The sequence below is a fragment of the Stenomitos rutilans genome, assembly GCF_059505485.1.
This window is the reverse complement of sequence record NZ_JCACKR010000085.1, coordinates 1-20,850: the sequence shown is the minus strand read 5'-3', so window position 1 is coordinate 20,850 and position 20,850 is coordinate 1. Positions and strand designations below refer to the sequence as shown.

Annotated in this window: 12 protein-coding genes; 7 read left to right on the top strand and 5 right to left on the bottom strand. The window is 47.7% G+C overall.

Annotated features, from left to right (window positions below):
• Window positions 1–113 precede the first annotated feature (113 nt).
• The 6 genes from AC5JLP_RS15255 (at window position 114) to AC5JLP_RS15230 (ending at window position 7,201) form a co-directional block, all read left to right on the top strand.
• Window positions 114–965, top strand: a complete 852-nt coding sequence (locus tag AC5JLP_RS15255; protein ID WP_496068778.1) for a peptidoglycan-binding domain-containing protein — start codon at window positions 114–116, stop codon at window positions 963–965.
• A gap of 35 nt (window positions 966–1,000) precedes the next feature.
• Window positions 1,001–1,606 carry a site-2 protease family protein gene (locus AC5JLP_RS15250; RefSeq protein ID WP_496068777.1) on the top strand — a complete coding sequence of 202 codons (606 nt, stop codon included), beginning with the start codon at window positions 1,001–1,003 and terminating at the stop codon, window positions 1,604–1,606.
• A 410-nt stretch (window positions 1,607–2,016) separates the two neighbouring features.
• On the top strand, window positions 2,017–2,586 hold the full coding sequence (locus AC5JLP_RS15245; RefSeq protein WP_496068776.1) for a hypothetical protein: 570 nt from the start codon (window positions 2,017–2,019) through the stop codon (window positions 2,584–2,586).
• A gap of 255 nt (window positions 2,587–2,841) precedes the next feature.
• Complete coding sequence (locus AC5JLP_RS15240; RefSeq protein ID WP_496068775.1) at window positions 2,842–3,273, top strand: hypothetical protein; 432 nt, start codon at window positions 2,842–2,844, stop codon at window positions 3,271–3,273.
• An 89-nt stretch (window positions 3,274–3,362) separates the two neighbouring features.
• Window positions 3,363–5,240, top strand: a complete 1,878-nt coding sequence (locus AC5JLP_RS15235; protein WP_496068774.1) for a caspase family protein — start codon at window positions 3,363–3,365, stop codon at window positions 5,238–5,240.
• A gap of 194 nt (window positions 5,241–5,434) precedes the next feature.
• Window positions 5,435–7,201 carry a ShlB/FhaC/HecB family hemolysin secretion/activation protein gene (locus AC5JLP_RS15230; protein WP_496068773.1) on the top strand — a complete coding sequence of 589 codons (1,767 nt, stop codon included), beginning with the start codon at window positions 5,435–5,437 and terminating at the stop codon, window positions 7,199–7,201.
• A gap of 38 nt (window positions 7,202–7,239) precedes the next feature.
• On the opposite strand, the gene AC5JLP_RS15225 is transcribed toward AC5JLP_RS15230, so the two are convergent.
• The 5 genes from AC5JLP_RS15225 to AC5JLP_RS15205 all read right to left on the bottom strand — a co-directional run bounded on the left by AC5JLP_RS15225 (window position 7,240) and on the right by AC5JLP_RS15205 (window position 18,842).
• Window positions 7,240–13,164, bottom strand: a complete 5,925-nt coding sequence (locus AC5JLP_RS15225; RefSeq protein ID WP_496068772.1) for a CHAT domain-containing protein — start codon at window positions 13,162–13,164, stop codon at window positions 7,240–7,242.
• A 77-nt stretch (window positions 13,165–13,241) separates the two neighbouring features.
• Complete coding sequence (locus tag AC5JLP_RS15220; protein ID WP_496068771.1) at window positions 13,242–13,916, bottom strand: DUF928 domain-containing protein; 675 nt, start codon at window positions 13,914–13,916, stop codon at window positions 13,242–13,244.
• A gap of 125 nt (window positions 13,917–14,041) precedes the next feature.
• A complete protein-coding gene (locus tag AC5JLP_RS15215; protein WP_496068770.1) occupies window positions 14,042–16,426 on the bottom strand; it encodes a CHASE2 domain-containing protein in 2,385 nt (794 codons plus the stop codon).
• 14 nt (window positions 16,427–16,440) lie between these two features.
• Window positions 16,441–17,631: a DUF1822 family protein gene (locus tag AC5JLP_RS15210; RefSeq protein WP_496068769.1), complete on the bottom strand. Its 1,191-nt coding sequence runs from the start codon at window positions 17,629–17,631 to the stop codon at window positions 16,441–16,443.
• Window positions 17,628–18,842: a sigma-70 family RNA polymerase sigma factor gene (locus AC5JLP_RS15205; protein ID WP_496068768.1), complete on the bottom strand. Its 1,215-nt coding sequence runs from the start codon at window positions 18,840–18,842 to the stop codon at window positions 17,628–17,630. The genes AC5JLP_RS15210 and AC5JLP_RS15205 overlap by 4 nt, the downstream gene beginning before the upstream one ends.
• A 396-nt stretch (window positions 18,843–19,238) precedes the next feature.
• On the opposite strand from AC5JLP_RS15205, the gene AC5JLP_RS15200 reads away from it, so the two are divergent.
• The gene (locus AC5JLP_RS15200; protein WP_496068767.1) at window positions 19,239–20,810 is read left to right on the top strand and encodes a hypothetical protein; all 1,572 of its coding nucleotides are present in this window, start codon (window positions 19,239–19,241) and stop codon (window positions 20,808–20,810) included.
• Window positions 20,811–20,850: the final 40 nt, after the last annotated feature.

Here is a 20,850-nt window from a genome sequence, read left to right as displayed (position 1 = left end):
AACCTTCTCAGACCAATGAGTAAACAGAGGGATGAATGATTGAGATGCTGAGACCCCTCTGTTGTCTAGAAAAGTAGTCCGATATTCACTTTGAAGCAGGATGATAAAGCCCCATGAGAAAACTTCTGCGATCGCTACTCAACAAACTTTACTCCCACCAGCCACAGCTTGTTAGCCAAACGGCTACTCCAATGTGTCTATTTACATCGCTCCCAATTCTACACAGTAATGTCACGCAGAAACTAATTGATGACTCACTTAAAGAGTTGCAGATTCAATTGAAGGCGAAAAACTATCTTACAGAACTAAGCAGCAGCTTTGATACTAGAGTTGAAAAGGCAGTTAAGGATTTCCAACACGATAATGACCTACATGAGGATGGGATTGTTGGTCCCCTCACATGGGCTTGCCTATACCATCCACAGCTTTCTCCACATGAGAAGAAGATAACTTCAGAGAAACGAAAGGCAATTGAGGAACTTCATGTCTTACTTAGAAAGGAGGGCTTCTCAATTCGCGATCTTAATGGGCAATATGGCAGAGATACCGAAAGGTCCGTGCGCTCCTTTCAAAGAACCTATGGGTTAAAGCCTGATGGGATGGTTGGTCCGTGGACTTGGGCGATTTTGTTAGGAGTTCGCCACAAACCAGAGCAAGGATTTCCAGAGAGTGTTTACTTGTTACTGCGTCAAAACCTGCACTTGCTAGAACAAGTTGTTATGATTGGCTGCATTTTTGTAGGGATATACTTCAGTCCGCTTCCTGGTAACAAACCGCCATTGCCTGAAACATTAATTACTGCCTATGCACTTGCCTGCGTAACACCCGTAGTGCTGAATTTGCTTAAGATACAGCGATTTTGGAAAGCAAACCCACTAATTCTACAATACGCTCCCTATGCGTTGACAGGAATTCTTTGGAAACCCATCTTCAACGTTGTTCTAGCTCGTATAAATGCCACTTGACGCTGTAAATCGTTCCCATATCAGGAGTCAAACCAATGTTTCTTGCAGAACTTTTCACTAATCCCATCTTTTTTTTCAGATACGTTGCGATCGTCATTGTTTCAGTCAGTGTGCATGAATTGGCTCATGGTTGGGCAGCCGTTGCCCAGGGAGACGACACACCACAAAGAACAGGACACCTCACGCCCAATCCATTGGTTCATATGGGTTTGGAATCAATCATCTTCCTTTGTGTTGCCGGAATCGCTGTAGGACAGATGCCTGTAAACCCTGCGAAGTTTCGCTCTCCTCGTACGGGTAATATACTGGTCTCTGTCGCAGGTCCATTCTCTAACCTGGCATTGGGACTTCTCTGCATTATCGCGATCAACCTGATTGTAACAACATCCTTTGCCCACCTATGGAGCGTAAATTTCTTCCTCCTGGCAGCCCAAATCAATTTCGTACTGTTCCTATTTAACCTTTTGCCAGCGCCACCACTGGATGGATTTCGTGTTCTTTGCGAATTTTTCCCAGAATTTAAACAGTTAGATGACACGATCGGGTTATTCCTACTGATGATTCTGTTGCTGATGCCTAACACTGTTACTGGATTAGTCAGAATAGCGGATATTGCGATCGAGGCAATGACGGGACTGTAAATGGCAAATTTTTAGGCGAAAGCGATCACAAAATCTAACTACTATAGGCTTCAATCTTTTTAGATTGAAGCCTTCGCATTTTTGACTTTTTCCAAAGCAAATATATACTGTTACAAAATAATTTCCGATCACAAATAGAAGTTAAACGGGAAGATGCTTTAGATTTGTTTAGACTTAGCGCTGAAGATTAGACAGGACGGAAAAGCGAATATCCCTATTGGTTCTTAGCAAGTTCACTATTTTATGATTTGTCAGGTTTTTGCTCATAAAGTGTTTAAATGAGTAACCATGGCTGCCAGAAAATAATGCGAGTGCCGAATTGTTTAAAGGATGAATAAACCAAAAATATCCTACCAACTAATTGATAGAGAGCTTCAAAGTAAGCTATCAACTCACTTAAGGAGAAACCCATGAAGGCACAATTTTCGTTTCGTTTCATCAAATCTCGCAACTTGCTTCTAGCAGGTTTGACGGCTCTCATAACTTCAGTTCTAGCGCAGCCAGTTCTTCCAGTTTTCGCTGCGGACAAATCTGTTGATCAAAGAACATACTCTGACTATACGAACAACAAGTACTACTTGGTTTTCTGTGCTCGTGGTGGTTCATCAACAGGTCATGCGTTTGTTGTCTGGGGAATTCAAGATAGCGGCAGAGGTACATCTACTTATAAAGCATTTGGATTCTACCCCTCACAAGGAACAGGGGCTTTTGGTCAAGTTCCAGGACAAATTCGGAATGAAGCGTTTTCTGGGAAAATGAATAAGATCACGGATAGGCTCATCGTACAAGTAGACAAAGCTGTGTATGACCGCACGCAAAGAGCTATTTCTGAATGGCGTACAACAAACTACGACTTGTTCAGCACTAACTGCATCAATTTTGTGATGAGTGTTGCTCGTGACGCTGGTTTGAGAGTACCACAGCGGGATTCTACTACATTTCCTTCAGACTATGTGCAAGCTCTTATCAATGCGAATTGATGAGTTCTAATGTGTTACCGAATTGCCTCTAGCACTTTCTCTACTCAGGCAATTCATCTTTCTGCTCAGCTATCTAAAACACGATCGTTCACCCAATCTCTTTTGGATGGGCGATCGTGTTTTAATTTCTAGCCACGCGGTCGTCCTGTTCCATCCTCTTGATTAGGCGATCGCATTTTTTATGTGTGAATAAAGCTTGATTAATTTACCAATTAAAGAATAAGCGTCAAAGATAATTACTTTTGGAGACTCAACATGAATGCGAATTCTGTTTGCCTGACCATTCATCTGACCGACTGCACCATGACTGACGAAGAACGCAACGATGCTACGCGCCGCTTACTGCAACAGTTAAACACAATGGATGAGGTCAGTGCTGTCCATCGAGTTGCTGATCCAAAGCCAGCTCCAGGTCATAAAGCGATTGCGGGCACATTGATTGGTCTACTAAGCGCCGAGGCGACGGCTGGAAATGCCTTCAAGGTGCTAGCGTTTATGGGCGATCGCTGGGGCGACAAACCGATTGCACTAGAGATCGAAAGCAGCGGGCGCAAACTCAAAATTACTGCCAGTAGTCGGGAAGAATTTGCGATCGCCTTGAAAGCTGCTCAAGACTTCATTGTTGCCCAAGAAGCCATTCAAGCTACCACTCAAGTATCGACTCAGAAAGACCTGTCACTAGCATAAACCCACTTCAGAAGCCCAACTATTTAAACGGTTGGGCTTCTGGATAGTCTTTATCTCTCCAGCAATGTCATTCATACAGGAAGCCCGCCATGCAGAAACTTGCCCTGGTGATCGGAGTTAGTGAATACGAATCAGGTTTGCCCCCTTTGCCTAGTGCCATCAGAGACGTGGAAGCAATGCGGCGAGTGCTAGAACATCCAGAAATGGGCAACTTCAACCAGGTGAAGTCACTGCTCAACCCTGATCCAAAAACGATGGAAGAAGAGATTGAAATCTTGTTTTCAGGGCGTACTCGAGAGGATTTAGTCGTACTATTCTTTTCTGGGCACGGCATTTTGGATGAAAAAGACAAGCTCTACTTTTCCACCCGCACCACGCGGAAATTAACAGGGAATAACTTTGTTAAAACCAGTATGGTGTCTGCCCGGTTTGTTCAGGAGCGCATGAGCGATGCTGGCTGCCAGCAGATCCTGATCTTAGATTGTTGCTACAGCGGCGCGATCGCGGATGGTCTGCTCATGAAAGGTGATGAGATTCTGGATGTAAAAGTAGATGTAAAAAATCAGTTGAGCGGAGAAGGAAGAGCCGTTCTAACTTCTTCTACAGGAACCCAGTACTCACTTGCGGGTAAACAAGACGGCGAGTTGTCGGTCTATACGCAGTACATCGTTGAAGGCATTGAAACGGGTGTGGGAGACGCAGATTGCAATGGGCAGATTTCAGCCGTGGAACTGCACAACTATGCCAAACGGGAAGTGCTAGCTGCAACAGAGAACGCCATGCACCCTAAGATTTATTCCATTGGTGAAGGCTTTAACATTATCATTGCGGAAGCACTCAAAAAAGACCCCGAACAAATCTACTGTGAAGAAGTGCAGCGCTTTTGCCAGAAAGGAAAACTCTCGCTCATCGGCACACTCCGCTATCGCGATCGCAGAGTCCTCTGTGCCTTGAGCCGCACTCTCAAGTTAACAATTGAGCAGGCAACCGCAATTGAACGAGAGGTGCTGCAAGCGCACCGTGAGCGGCAGCAAAAATTGCGACTGTTTTGGCAAATCGTGGAACCGATTCTGGCTGGAAAGGAACCCGTCACCAGCGACACTCGCCGCACGCTGCTGCGCCTGCAACGGATGCTCGACTTGCGCCTGGAAGAAATCGATCCCGCCTTGGCTGGCTTGCTCAACCCAAATCTCGGTCAACCAGCTAGCCTGCGGAAACAGGTTCGCCACTATCCGAGATCGCGCCATTGGTGGCTACTGCGAGGCTTGCTTGGGGTGGGAGCAGCCTTGTCGATCGGTGCGAGTAGTTTACCTCTACGCCTCGATCAGTATCTTCCTGCTCCCATAGCCGCCACGCTACACACTGGCTATCTCCAACTGTCTGAGGTATCAACCCAACTGAGTACAGAGCTTTTTCCTGACACGTCAATGTCTTTACTCCCTGAAATCACTTGGCAGATGATGAATGGGATGCGTGCTGCAATTCACTCAACTGAGCAAGCCACTCACCAGACGCAGGCAGCAAAAAGATACGACCAAGTGAAAGCAGGAGTTGCTGCCTGGAAAAAAGCTAACGGTCACTGGACAATTCTGGTGCAACAGGTGCGGCAACAATATATTGCAGGCGATGATGCTACAGAGATCAAGGTACTAAAGGATATGATTGCCCAGCAGCGTCGAGCCAATTTAGAGTGGCAATCGGCTCGGCAATATTTAGCAGCCCTAGAGTTAGCAAACCAAGCTAATCTCGACCAAATCAAGCTTGAGCAACAAGGAGACAAAACCAAGCAAGCTTGGCAATCCGTTGCCTCGAAGTGGCAAGAGGCTAGCCATCGCATGAACTCCATCCGCTCTGGTGCGTCTGCTGAACGGGGACAGCAGAAGGCAAGGGAATATCAGAATTATGCCAAAGTTGCTGACAAACAAGCCCAAAGACTCTGCAAGCCTTTGGGAAGTTGCGGTAGGTAATAATTCAGGGAAGCGATCGCCCCCTCTAATCTTTTGGATAGACGCTTACTGAGGTCGAGCGTATAGAAAATCTGCAAGATTAACGTATATTTCTTCGTCTAAATGAATAGTCAATGTTACATTAGCTCATAGTCTAGCTGAAACGATGCAATTTGCTTTGACACCGCCTTAGCGGTTCTTAATTGAGATCATTTATGAGACTAGATCATGTGGCTTGGTTAACTCAGGGGTTTGTCGCCTGCTCTTTACTCACATTGAGAATAGCCCAAGCCCAACTTAAGCTTGATGAGGTATGGGGGACTCCACAAAAAAGGAGTCTTGTCGCACAAGCATCTGAGCAAAAGACCGTTAATGAGGGAAAACAATGCCCTACCCCAGTAGACCCGGTAGAAACTGGACCGCTTGATGTGGAGCTTCCTCCCAATGTGGTTTCTGTCGCTCTAGTCACGATTCAGGGCAATACTGTTTTTAGCAAGGCTGAATTTAGGCAAGCGATACAGCTAATTTCGCAGTCGCAGGCGGCACAGACTTTTACTTTGAAGCAGTTCAGCAAAGAGGTGGAAAACGCAGTTACTCAGCTTTATCTGAAGCGAGGCTACATTACTTCGTTAGCGTTCGCTCAACCGTTAGAAGACATGCCAAAAAGTCCTTCTCGCAGGAGCCTCAAGATTCAGATTATAGAAGGCAGGTTAGCGGAGATTCAGGTTGAGGGACTCAGGCGGTTAAGACCATCCTACATTTGTGATCGGATTCAGTTAGGGACGACAAGTCCACTCAATACGACTCAATTAGAAGATCAATTAAAATTACTTCGAGCCGATTCGTTATTAACAAATATCGAGGCTAGTTTACGGGCATCAGGAGTATCTGGTCAAAGTAAGCTTACAATTCGGGTAGTCGAAGCGCCTCCTTTTAGCAGCGGCTTTAGCATTGATAATTACTCTCCGCCTAGTGTAGGTTCTGAACGATTGGGCATTGAGTTACGTTACCGCAATTTAACTGGGATTGGAGATGAGATTTCAAGCTCTTACTATCACTCAACGACTGATGGTGTTGATAACTTTGATTTTGCTTATCAAGTTCCTTTAAACCGCATGAACGGAACCTTACAACTTAGAGCTGCACCTAATCGCAGTAACGTGACTCAGCCGCCGTTTAATGAGCTAGGCATTCGGGGAAAGCAGGAGCTGTATGAAATCAATTTTCGCCAACCTTTAGTACGCTCGATCGCCAAAGAATTTGCTGTATCCCTTGGTTTCACGTATCAGAATGGGCAAACCTTTCTGTTCGATCGATTGCCTAATCCCTTTGGCATCGGTCCCGATGATGATGGGGTCAGTCGAACCAGTGTGATTCGATTTGGTCAGGATCTCACGCTACGAGATACTCAGGGCATTTGGTCTTTTCGATCGCAGTTTAATTTTGGTACAGGCTTATTTGATGCCACGACGAATGAGTCACCCATTCCTGACGGGTATTTCTTTAGCTGGTTGGGGCAAGTGCAGCGAGTGCAGCGGCTTGGCAGTGCTCAGCTGTTGTTGATTCAAGCGGATGTACAACTGACACCAAACAGTTTGCTACCCTCTCAGCAGTTTGTTATTGGTGGTGGGCAATCGGTGCGAGGGTTTCGGCAGAATGCAAGATCGGGAGACAATGGGCTTCGGTTTCTCATTGAAGATCGGATTGCTATACAGCGAGATGATTCGGGAGTGCCCACAATTCAACTTGCACCATTTTTTGAGTTGGGAACGGTTTGGAATCAAGCAGATAATCCCAATCAGCAATCGGAGCAAACTTTTCTAGCAGGGGCAGGACTAGGGCTGTTATGGAATGAAGCATTAGGTCTTCCGGGTCTTAGCCTACGGGTGGACTATGGTATTCCATTGGTGAATCTGAGCGATCGAGGTAATAATGCTCAAGATAAAGGATTTTACTTCAGCGTTCGCTACCAACCCCGCTAGCAGGAAGCAAGGCTGATTATTATATTCTTCACCTACTCTTACCAGGGACTACCAACCATCGTAAAGCTCGCCCAGTTATAGGGGTGCTGGAAGAGTTGTTGTGTCTCAGGTACCTTCCCGCTCGGCAGGTTGAGAGGAATTGGTATCCTTCCTGGTAAGACCAACTGCTTGTTCTCAATCTTGACATCGCCTTTTAACATAGCAATTTGTGCTTGCTGAAGCGCTTGTGCCTTAATCGGTGCTGCTCTCAGCTGCCTGTAGAATTCGGTTGTCAGTGCAAAACTTGGCATATCTCCCACTGTCCAGAGACTTGCTAAAGCTGACTGAACGCCCGCTTTAGCCGCTAGCCCTGCAAAGCCCAGTTCAGCTCTTTCATCCGGGACAGCTGTCTCGCATGCACTGAGAATTAGCAGGCTAACAGGAGGATCACTGAGTCCTGCTGACTGCACCTGATCGAGCTTGAGCTGATTGTCTCGCCAAAATTGGATGTAAGCTTCGTTCAGTCGCGCTGCTTCAAACTTTGCATGAGTGGCTAAGTGAACAATGCCATAGCGCTCTTTTAACCGCTGCGTCTTCAGGTTACTGGGAGTAAAATCCTGATTTATAAGTGGTTTGCCAGCCCACAGATCTCTTGTAACGATTTCTATCCCAAGCAATGCAAACGGCAGTGGGTCTTGCCTTTCAAAAGTTGCTGTGCCCATTGCCAATAGTTGAGCGTCTTGGATTGGTTTATAACGAGTATCAGTCAGGCTAAAGCTAGGCATCAAACCGATGCTGTACTTTTCAACTAGATGAAACGGGTTTCCCTGCTTAGGCTGTTTGTTGTAGAGGGCCGCAAAGGGAATAGAGCGCACCTGAATGTCTGCAATAAAAATCAGATTGTTAATTCCTTGAGCGTCTAGCTCCTCTTCTAAGGGAGTGATGAGCCACTGGTAGAGTTCAGCACCATGAGTTTTATAAGAAGAGTCATCTGTAGCGGTTTTGACAGCTTTCAGAAACTTCTCGGCGACTTCTCCTACTTGAAATCGCGTAACCTCCCGAAACTGCCGACGAACAACATTACCTTTAGCGGTAACAACCACCAGTTCTAACTGATCGCTGGGTTGACGCTTCGACGTTGGTTGAGCTTGATTGTCGGCAACCCCATTAAGCGGCAATCCTTGAGAGTTAAATTGCCAGAGGACTTCTGCATCGCGTGAGGCTTGGATTTGTTTTGCTTGGTTAGGAGATGACGCTGGTGAGTTACCTGCGGCAGTGAAGCTGATGTAGATGACAGCAGGCTTTACGCCAGTTTTGGCTGTGATTTGGCGAAGTTCGCTCTGGATGTCTGCCACGGAGACACTGCGAGGCTTATTCGGGAGTTCTCCCAAATACTGCACATACTGTGAAGTAAAGTCCGAATCGGGACTGTAATTGATCGCTGCAAGGTCGTCTTTACCAGTTGCTGGGGAATTGCCCGTCCTGTTAGGTTGTTGGCAGGTGGAGGCTTCGCAGGTAACTTGTGGGGGCGTAGTGATGATGCGAATATTGTCTTGGATGTAGCTGCCTTGGAAAGAACGTGGGGGAAGAATGCTGTTTGCTCCAGTAGTGATGGCTTCAGCTGTACCGTTTCGAGCGGCACTGCCAACAACAAAGGGAGTGAAGGAGAATCCACCACCATGACGAATGGTGATAGCCCCGCCACCTTGCCCACCTGCGGTAGAGATGCTGGCAAGGAGGTTGTTGCGATCGACAAAGGAACCAATAGCGCGGAAGAATCTACCCGTGGTGATGTCTACATTGCCGCCTACTGTACCACCCTGAGTATTGATGCCAAATACCTGCACATCCCTAATCGGGTCAATGAACACATCGCCGCCCTTGCCAAGGGTAGAACTAGAATCTAACAAACCCGTTGTCACATTGGTACGAGCAATCAGAGTAATAGCACCACCATCTCCTACCGTGGAACTAGAGTTCAGATTTCCGGTACTAATTGCCCCTGTCCTGGCATTAAGGCTGATCCCTCGACCCGGATTAATAATGTCGCTTGTAATAATGTTTTGGTTGGCGAGCAGGGCAATTGTGGCATTACCGATGCCGTTGATCGTACCGCCCCTGGTATCAATAGTATTGGCTTGTAAGGTGACTGGGCTATTAAAGGTTGTGTCTCCTCTTAGAATAATGGCACCACTATTGAGAGCAATGTTGTTATTGCTAGTATTGATACGAGCTTCGGAAACGGTATTGTTGATATTCAGAGTAATGCTTTTACTAGCCGTTAGAGTAACTTGTCCACCGGGTGCAGGAAAGGTTGAATCAGAGGCAGCTAAACTTGTTTCTAACGCTATTTCTCCCGCAGTAAACCTTATATCTCCCCCTCTGCCAGCCGAACCCCCTGTCCCCAATACTCGACTGTACGATCGGATCAAAGTATTAGGCGGTCTAAATAACAGGTTAATGATCCCGTTTGTGGAGTCAGCGTTTAATGAAATTGAACCCCCATTGCCTGCCTGACTCGGATTGGCTGCACTAGGAGAATTAGCTTCGGAAAGAGACTGGAGGGAACTCACGGCGATGTTGCCCTCAGGTGCGTTCAGGGTAATATTGCCGCCGTTACCAGAACTACCAAAAGCGGCGATAGATCTGGCATCTAAGCGATCAGCAGAGATATTGCCGTTGCGAGACTCAATAAAGATATTTCCAGCATTTTGAGCGGTACCAGAACCTGTTGATTGAGAATAAGTCGATATTTGATCAAAAACCGCAACACTGCCGTTACCGGCTCTGACTGTAACGGCTCCACCATTGCTCGAATTGGTAGCACTTGTAGAAGCAGTAGAGATGGAAGTACCATTGGTGATGACACTGCCATTAGTAGAGAACAGCGTAACGTCTCCTCCATTCCCCAAGGTGCTAGTTGCAAATATATTGGCACCAAGGGTAATATTACCACCAGCATTGAGTGTGATGGCTCCAGCACTGCCCGTTGTAGCACTTGTGTCAAGCTGACCAACTGCGATATTGCCATTACTAGTAAGGGTAATTGGCTGCCCCGGATTGGTAATATTCCCAACTGTTATTTGATTTGCTTGAAGTGTGAAAGGAAAGTCTCCCGTCGTGGATAACGTTCCGCCTGTGTGGTTGAATCTTGCAACATTGAAGTTGACAGGTTCCGTAAAAGTGATATTGCCAGTTAGATCTATAACGCTGTTGCTATTTGGAACGATTGAGCCCTTCCCACGTAAGTCAATACCTTGCGCTCCCTGCGTCCCTGTACCCTTCAAGGTGATATTGCCACTTCCAGTCGCTTCAATCGTAGCCCCATTGGATAGGAAACCTCCAACAGTAATTCCAGGACTGATTCCTTCAGTTCCAGCGATTCCCTCTAGAAAAATACTGCCTTTACCCGTTGATATAATTCTTTGATTAACTCTTTGAATGTCACTGCTAAGATTAATTCCTGGACTAGGACTTCCAGTTCCCCCCACTCCACGAATCCTAATAGAGCCATCCTTTGAACTAAGAGTGCTGTCTCTGCCCAACCCGAAACCACCGCCATTGGCAGAACTAACTCCGCCAATCCCTTCAACTTCAATGTTTCCAGTTCCCTCCGCAGCAATTATTGCCGGAAGACCAGCGAGTACACCACTAATTTCAATACCTCCATTTTGTGCTCCCGCTGCAAAACTACTACCTTTCCCCTGTAGCGTAATGTTTCCTTTTCCAGGTATTATACTCGTGGTTGTAACCGCACTACTCTGAATTGAAATTCCTGTGTTAAAACCCTCTGTACCATTTGAGATCCCCCTGAGCGTAATATCTCCATCTACTACATTGATGGTGGAAAAGTAAAGTAAAGTACCTGTATTTCCTGAAAGACCAGTTCCAGAAGTCCCTTGTATACTGACAGAACCGCTGCCACTAGACCGAATCGAGTTACCTTCAGCGTTGAGTCCCAAATAAACTCCTACATTAAAATCGCCTGTACCATCTCCACCTCCTCGACCAGTAAGCTGGATACTTCCGTTTTGTGTAGTGATCTGCGATCGTGCCCTGGTGGAAATTCCAATACTCCTGTTTGCGCCCGTACCACCTGTACCAACCAACGTAATCGAACCGTTATCAACTGCTTCGAGAATGGTATCTGGATTGATAGCAATTCCATTGTTTGCATTCACAGTTCCGTCTGGATTAGTGGCAGTTCCTCCTACGCCCGTCAGAGTAATACTGCCATCCCTAGTATTGATAGTGCTTGCATTCAAAGTAATTCCATCACTGTTAGCAATGGTATTTAGCCCTTTACCACTTGCTGTAAAATTACCGCCGTTGGTTGTGATGATGCTACCAGTGATGTTAAGCGAACCACCGCCCGCATTATCAGCATCAGCGGTGAGAGTAACATTGCCTCCATTTGTCGTAATGTTCGCACCAGGGTTAACAGTAATGTTTCGATTTGCAAGTAGGGTCAAGCTAGAACGAGTATTCCAGGCAATTGGTGCATTTACCGTAATATCCCCCAACCCTGCCAATCCTGAAGCTGTGGTTACAGTGACATTACTCAAGGCTAATTGGTTTTGTAAATCTGTATTTGAGATATTTGAGGGCGTTGTAGCAGCATCCTGAAAAATAGCGCCACCAGTCACAGTGCCTGTTGTTGGTGCTGCACTAATAGTGATATCTGTTGGATCAAGTAATAAAGTCCCCTGCCTACCGTTCACGGCTCGTAAATCTGCTAACCCTTTGAAATCAAGCTGGTTTTTCCCAGATACTTCTGAGAATCCTCCATCTCCGCTGATAATTCCACCATGTGCTGAGATGCTGCCATAAAAACGAGTCGTGTTGTCTGCCCAGACGATAACTCTTCCCCCACTACCTGTTTGCAATGCATCTGCATAAATAGCAGAATCCTTACTAACAAACGTTTGAGATGCATTGGGGACACTACCTTTTCCCTGGTAATCACCCCCAATCCGAATAGAGCCGCCACCAGTGACTCCAGAGACATTGAGATTGGTAGAGAGTAGCCCGACACGATCGCCTAGAACATTGATCGTTCCTCCAATGTGCGATTGCGATGATGCATCAATCTTGCCAGAAGCAATTGCTACCCCTGCCTCAGCCGAAATACTCGTGTTAGAACTAGCTAGTTGAACCGTTCCATCATTACTTGCCGCCAGCCCTGTATTGATGCCTGCACTACCGACCGTCAATAAGCGCGGTAGCGCATCAATCGGCAAATTCCAGTTTTGTGGTTGATTGCTACCTGCTACTAGCGGCTCAATCTCCAAACTCAGCGGATTTCCCGGTTGGCTGATCCGCACCAGGTTTTCACCCGGAATTGCCGCGATCGTAATTTGCCCTCCTGGCGCAGAAAGTTGCCCGGTGTTGACAACCGTTCCTCCTAGCAAAGATAAATCTTTGCCTTGTCCTACTGCTAAATTGCCTGCATTGATGATCGCTCCAGGCTGACCCATCGTGAACGCAAAAGAACCCGGCGTTCCAATCAGAGATGCATAGTCATTAGAACCCAGTGCATTAAACCAGCGATCTCCGAGCCCAATTCCGTTAGCAGTGGTTGCTAAGAACGAACCGGGTACATTTAAGCTGGCGTTTGCACCAAACACAAACCCTGCCGGATTCATTAAGTACAGATTGGCATTGCTGCCTGTCACCTGAATCAAACCATTGATCACAGATGGATTGCCACCCACCACTCGTCCCAAAATATTTCGAGTCGCAGGATTCGAGAGAAAATTGGCAATCTGCTGTTGGTTTAGCCCAAACTGGGTAAAGCTATGAAACAAATTCGCCTGGTCTCTAGAAAGCTGCCCTCCACTGATGTCAAGTCGGTTGCCATTTGGAGCGATGATCGTGCCCGTTCCATCCGGTGCTGGTGTAATTGACTGCGCCTGCCCGTAGCCAACCTTGACACTCCATGCCGAAACTAGCGCGATCGCCAACAAGCTGATGCGTCTTGCCATGCAAACTCCCTCTATGCCAGTGAAGTTGAACAGAGAACTTTATAAAGCGGCTGGAAACCGAACGGGTTGCTGTTATTTTATTCCTTCAGAGGCCTAATCTCAACGACAGGTTTTGCCGCAACCTGCTCGAATCCCAATGATGTTAATAAAGCACGCCAGTCAGCCGCAATTTCAGCATCGCTGGGATTCGATCGCCGTAGATCTCCAAGAACCGTCAACGCCTCAAACTGAATGTTTTCCTTGATGTAGAGCTTGGCACGATCCCTTGGTTTTGCTTTCTTCAACTGAGCCGCAAGGTTAGCGCTGAGTTTAGTACGCTGTATCCAGCCCCTCACGAACAGGTCTTTGGAAGGATCTTCGCGATCGCAACGCACTGTAAACGTCCACAAATAGTTTTTGTTCACCTGAAGCGACTTCGACAACTGCAACCCAACCACTCCAGTTGATACATCCACAACGGTGACTGGCTTGGCATAGATTTGCTTACCCTGTTCATCCTGTAGCTGAAACTCTCCAGGTTGGTTAGCCGTAAGCTGGTAAGGAATGTGAAACCAGAGGGTCGGATATTCAGCATCCGTCAAGCCCCAAACCACTGTGCTCCCGGTAGTGGACTTGCCCAGCGGTGCTAACGCTGTAAGGGGAACGCGGACTGCTCGACAACCTTCGCCTGCTTTGCCTCCAGACTCAACATTTGTAGGCGGACTAGTCGGAGGTGGTACTTGTGCTATATTCTGAGCCACTTTTTGATCCATGGGTGGTCGTTTCGATCCGCTTAATTGCGCTTGTTTCGCTTGTGCTAGATATGAGCCGTTAAACGAGCTGCACAGTACTACGGTTAGTACAAGAATTGGCTGTATCCGAGTCATGTCTCGAACTCCTATCGTGATGAATATCGTTGAGCTTGCAGCATTCTGTAAACTAGGACGCTACCGCTTGTTAGTAGTAGAACAAACATTGACGGAACCAGTGGCAACCAGCCACCTTGAATAAAGAAAAAATAGCAGAGTCCGTACAATGCACTCAGCATGACAAACTCAGCCAATCCCAGGAGGGATGGTAACCTGAACCACCAAGTCACCATCCCTCCTACCAATCCCCAAGTTAAAACCCAAAGGGCATCCCCCCACCAGGGCAACCACCACAGGAGTGATCGTTCCTTAAGGGCAGCACTTAGAAGCTGGCTGACCATGTGCGCGTGAATGAAGACGCCAGACAGCATTCCATGAGGAGTTTTGTGGTAATCGCTTTTGCGATCGTCGTACCCAATTAGCACAATTTTGTCTTTGAAATACTCTGTGTAGCTCTTGTCTGTATTCTTTAAGACATTTAGGATTGTCAGTAGAGTTGTTTGTGAAACAATATCTTCAATATTGTGATAAGAGCGATAGTTTAAGAGTATTTGGTCTCCTCCCAAATCTTTTGTTGCATCTAGCTGATGATAGCCGCCAATGTGGGCTTGTACGGGCATTAAAGCCGCCTGACCCAGTGTTAAATATTGATTCTTTGAGTTATATCCCAGGTTAATTCCTTGAGGTTTCAGATAACGGAGAGCTAAGGACAGGCTCAGCGCAGACTGTGTTTGACACGGAGATGCTGGAGCGGGCATTGCTCGGAGCATATGACGACGAATTACACGATCGCCTGGATCGAAAACATTATCCGAAAAGCCAATGCGCTCAGCTGGCACCTGCGCTGGAGGATAATGTCTCGGTTTCGTTGGATCATTCATCGCTCCAAAGCAAATCGCAAAAATGTTATCGGTTTGCTGCAAATGCTTTAGGAGTTCAGCATGTCCTTTTCCTTGAGGTTGATCTCGAAAAATATCCAGCCCGATCGCTCGTGGTTGATAAGGCTTTAGTTGTTCTAAAAGCTGGAGGATAGTGCGATCTGACAACGTTGGCTCTTTTAGTCTCTGCAAATCTTCCTCAGTTGCTCGAATGACTAAAATTCGGTCATCTGGTTTTTCAACTGGACGCTGTTGCATCAGGAGATCAAATGCTTGAAGCTCCCAGGATTGTAGCTTGCCATGCCACCGCGCTCCCAAAACAAAACTACTGATCACAACACTAATTAGACAAACAATGAGCAGATCTCTACGGGATTTTTGCTGAGTTGGAATTAGCTCGAAATTTCGCGATGACGAAGCCCTCCCTTTACGAGTGTGCTCCTCCAACCCCTCCTCTCTCCTGAAGCGTAAGCTCTGCCAGGTCAATGGGGGTTGATTTGGATTTTGGAAAATAACTGGCAACCAGGATGCACAGGGATAGCAGTCTTCTAGGCTCTGAAGCTTTTCCCTCGCTTCCCGCACCGCCAAATAGAACCGCTGACCCTTGACCAGTCCAGCCAGCAAATACTTCAAAAAATCATGAGCCACACGATCGGGCACAGGTTGCCGCATTACCACCAATTGCGGTATCCCCAACTGTTCCAGTTCATACACTAATCCCAAGCCGTCGCAGGAATTAAAGATTGCCAACTGTAACCCACGCGCGATCGCCCGCTTTAAGGCAAATCTAAGATCATCGATCGTCAGGCTATCATTCGCATTGATAAAAATGCGCCCTTCACAGTCTTTAGTCTGGCTATGTCCCGCAAAAAACAGAATATCCCACGGTTGCTCCCAAAGCTGCTCGTTGAGTTGTTGGCGCAGTGGCTCAACTAGAAACACCACCTCCGCATCTGGCAGGGTTTCAAGTATGGAGCGATCAACGTTCGTATCAATGCCGTCGCTATCTCCGAGAATGGCGAGGATTCGCACCTTCTTTCTAGCTTTCAACGACTTGCCCAGTTGGTCGGACTTACGAGTGGGCAAACTAAACGCCACTTCCGCGTGGTAACGGTCAATAAAATCCCATGTATGCCAGGGCAGCAGATGTAACCGCCGATCCTGGCAACGCAGCACCACTCGAATCAGGTCATCTCGATTAACCGCTTCCCGCAGTTGAGTGTCAATCACATGAAACGAACCAGACCCTAACCAGGCTTTCAGCTGCTTTTGTAGCTTTTTTGCCTTTTGGCGACAGTCCTCCGCCTGCGTCGCGACCCCAGGTCGAACCGTAATGTTCCCCAGCTTGATGCGTGTCCCTTCTAAAAATGGATAGCTCTGTTGCCACTCCTCCAGACATTGGATAAGTTCTGGCGCAGGCGGCAAGCGTCCATCTTCTTCCGCCGAATGAAGACTGCCTTCTTCCCCTACCTCTAGCGTGACCCGACAGCCCTCTTCTAATCTGCCATCCAGCCTTAGCACCGCTCGTTTACTCATTGATGGCACCCTGACTAAATTTCAAAGGTCTCGGTGACACACTGGTCATCGCAGGTAACTTCCACGCTGAAGCGTTCCCCTGGCTGACCGCTGAACTGAAGCTGAATTGTCTCAGTAATGGCGGCGCTTGCTTGTCCAACCTCATTGCCACGCTCATCGAGCAAGCGTACTTGAACGGCACCCGGCAGCTGGAGGCGATCGCCTACCGGACTGATCTTAATCCCAACCGACACGTCCGTCTCATCCAGAGCAGAAACTCCTACCAGCAGAGCCACCTGGTCATTGTTCGGTGGGTTGCCAAAGTCCAAAACTTTGACTCGACTGATATCAAACACAGCATTACGCGACTGATCCGTTAGCCGATTTTCACTCCGCCCTCTTGCGGCAGCGCCCCATGCCGTTTCAACCTGTTGTGGCGACAACACCGCTGCCATTGGTTGCCAGACAGATGTAAACCTGCCCTGTAACCAATCGCTCAAACGGATCTGGAGCTTACCAGTGAGCCGCTGCTGATATAAGCGCTGCCGCCATGCCTCGTTTTCAATCAGCGCACCCCAAAGCGTAAACGGCACTGCTAGCCTGGGAAAGACAACAGATGCATCGCCCAGGCGTTGAATCAGATTACCCGCTTGGGCATTAGACAGTTCGGCAAGGGGCGCAACTTCAGCTTTTGTCTGTGCGTCTTGGCAAAACTGGATCGTTACCCATAGGGTACTCAAATCCCTCGTTAAGTCTTCGGCATTGAAGCAGTAGGTGCGATCGCCCGAATCATACCGACTCTGCGTTTTTAGCTCCTGATGCGTGGTGTAGCCCCATACTCGAACTGTGTTGGTATCCACATCAACCTGGGTTGCCAGATAATAGTCTGCCGCCCAACTAGGAATATCCACCCATTCTTGGGGAACATCCAGCTCATTTCCAGCAGTTTCATCGGTAGGTATCATGGCAAGTCGAACGGTTCCCGCCGTAATCGTAAAGCCATCGACAAACTCCCAATGTGAGTCCAACGCTGCACGCGATAAGCTGCTCGCGTTAGGCGCATACTCAGTTTTGATCCAGCTCAGAATTGCGGTCAAACAAAGCAGGTTGGTATAAGCTGCCCAGCTCCGATTTAAGGTGGAATGATGTTGGTTCTGTTGCCACTCTGCACGGGTTGGAGCCACCTCCAACCACCATTCAGTTGGTTCTGTAAATGTGAAGCTCATAGGTCATTTTCCTCTGCGTTTTCTTCAGAAGAGGGTTGTTCTGCATATCTAAGCCGAAGCCATTCTTCTAAAGCTGTCCCTCTGTCTTTTACTAGGTCTGGAGTCGGGGAAATATTCATCTCATCTCGACTCCATATCACCAATGTAGTGAGGAGGGCATCCCTGGCTCTGCTTAAGCGCCTTACCACAGTTGGCTGGCTGGTGTTGAGTTCAGCGGCAATCTGTTGCTGAGTTTGGTTTTGCTGATAGTAGCGGCGGAGCACATCTTGCATCTGCGGGTCGAACTGCTCAATAGTCGTCGACAGCAGACTAAACACTTGCTGTCGTTGGTTGAAGCGGTTTTCTAGGTCTTCCTCTGAAAGCATTACGTCCAGACCTGACACTGTTTGAGGATCAGGCAGGTCTGTTTCCTGCCCCTCCTGATTAACAAGGTTCAAAGAAGTGATCGGTGGATAAAGATAGCTACGCATATAGCTTGCTGCCTTTCTCATCCATTGTTCGATTATTTCTGGGCTACAGGGTGGACCCAGTACTGCTAATTGGTGCTGCCGCTCGGTGTTGTAGAGGTTAGCAGCAGCTTCCCACAGTAAGCGATCAGGTTCTGGTAAGCGTTTGATGCCTTCCTGCATCGGTGTGTAAACAGCTTTGAAGCAAACCCAGGCAAGCCAATATTGATCGATCTCTGTAGAAGCTAACCCAGCATGGTGCAACGCGTCGATTAACCCTTTCTTGCTAACCCGCCTGCGAAGTAACGTCCAGGTTGCAACTCCATCGATTTCTCGACGTTGGCGTAGAAGATCTCGCAGGCGGGTAGAGAAGGCAAGTTTGGCATAAACAGACAGACTGGAGCCGCGTTCAGGCTTGAAACCCTTTAAAATCAGATCGATATCGGCGATCGCGAGCTGGAAATAGTCAGAGAGTCCGTGCTGAAGAAGGGCGAATTTTCTGAGTGTTTCCTGAGCAGCCCAGTAGCAAGGTTCCTGCAAATACGCTGAAAGGTGTTTAGCGGCTAAAGTCGTCGTCTGGTCTTGCCAGTTCTTATGCCAGGATAATGCCCAGAAATGCTTTGAAACTGGGATGCTGGATGATTGCTTCAGGCAATTCTGCATGCTTTGGCGTAACCTGCTATCCGTTGCCCATCGGCTGAAACGCTCTGCTTCAAACTGCATAAAGGTCGAGAAAATCTCAGTGAGTTCCTGACGGGGGCGCATAGGTTCAAAAGGTGCGTAAGAAGAGGGCTATGTGCTGGTACGGTCAATCAAGTGGACGAGGTTTCCCTAACCGCCTTGATGGTGGGCAGGGCTTAAATCTCTGCTTAAAGTTTGTCACAAACTAACTGTGAAAGAGAATGATCGCCAGCTAATCCCAAAACTTGATTAAAGTGAGCAGCAATTCGCATCCTGCTCCGGCTCTGGAAATTAGTGGGCTTCTTTCCCTTCATTAGAACAGTGGCATATTGTCGCTATTCGCCAGCAGCAATGATTTAGCTATGGCTTAGGCATAAATTCGGCTCTGTTAGCTATGCGATGATCTCTAACCAAAGGAGTATGAAACTAATTCAGATCGGTTCCTAACTTGGGTCGCTATAGAAAGCAGTGACAACCGTTATGAACTATCAACGTTCTGGCACTTCTGGTAAACGTAGCCAAAAGACATATTTAACCAATCCAAAGGCGATCGCCCATATTGCCAGGAAAGTAGATGAAGCCATCACCATCGCCAGCCAAACTGGAGCCGTCAACTCCTTTGAAGACCTGAAGGATCTGGTTGAAGGTCATAGTCAGGCAACCAGCAAACATCCCATTGGGATGGAACTATGTGAGATTGATGGTGCTATGCGTGGGTTCCGCTTCTACCTGCAAGCTGACCCCGGCAAAACCATCAGCGGCAAGCATCTGGCAATCAAAGCAGGTGCCGAAACCTATGACTATACACCCTCTACACTGGCTGAACATCTGGGGTTTGACTCCCAAACTGAAGCAGACTTCGAGGAGGTGATTGAAACTGAATTAGAGTTCAATGATGAGTTTGGTGATTTGGATCTTGCCAATGATCTGGATACTTCCATGAACCTTGATGACCTTGATGATGACCTGGCTTTTGCTCCCCAACAGCGCCCCCAGAGAAACCTCCAGAGAAATCCACAGGCTGCCCAGGACAAAAGACAAGCAAGCTCAAAGCCTGCCAAACCTCAAAAAGGCGATCGCTATGGCTACCGACAACACCCGATGGAAAAGGTGGCTGACTCCGCCAGACAGACTGCCAACATAGGCTCTGAACTGAATGGCTTAAATGAGTCAGGATTGATTACTCAACTGGCTACTCTCGGTGTTGCCATCAGTGGTTTAGGGTTGCAACAACTGGCAGACATCCTGGAAGAAGCCAAGCGCAAAGGGCAGGAGCAGCGCCTGCAAGCGATTCTCGAAGCCTTACAGCACCAAAATGAACGGGTGCATGATCTGGGAGAACGGTTAACTGAGTTGCGATCGCCCGTTCAACCCAGTACGAATGACAAAGCAAATGAAGAAGAGGTTCTCAGCAGTGTGACCAACCAGGTCGGCGATCGCATCCATCGTCTGGGGCATGACCTTGATCCTGACCACAAGCCATTGCCACCCCTCAAACTCAATCCTGAAGCAGACATTAACCAGAAACTGGATCAGCTTGAGCGCTATCTCAACCAGATGGTTAAAGCGATTGATGGTTTGGAACAGCGTTTAGAAACTCTGGAAGCCACTGTTTATGCACCTCAATCTTCTGTTCAATCAGAGCCAAAAGTAGAAGCTGAAGCTTGGAGGGCGGCTACACAAACATCAGCTAACCATCAAGCACCTGTCAAAGCGGCATCCTTGGAGCAAAGGGCTGTTGCTGAATCTCTAGTTGAATTAGCAGCATTGAATCATCCTGTTGGAACAGAAGCTGACAGCCAGATGATTGATGTGGGTGAACAGCTTTTATTTGTTGAGAAAGCTGGTGAAATACTAGCCATCAATCTGGAAGCGAATGATGGTAACCGGCTCTTTGCTGCCAGTTACCAGGACGGTGCCTGGACGGTGCAAACACCCCTGCCTGAAGACGAGTGCGCCACCCTGCTCAAGCAGGTACAAGCCTTGAGCCACGATCGCACCCGCACTGAACCAGAAGTACGCTTAGCCAAACAATTTAGGCTCAATAGGTAATTCAGGGAGTTAAGGGAGAAGAGTGTCCAATAAAGCACTG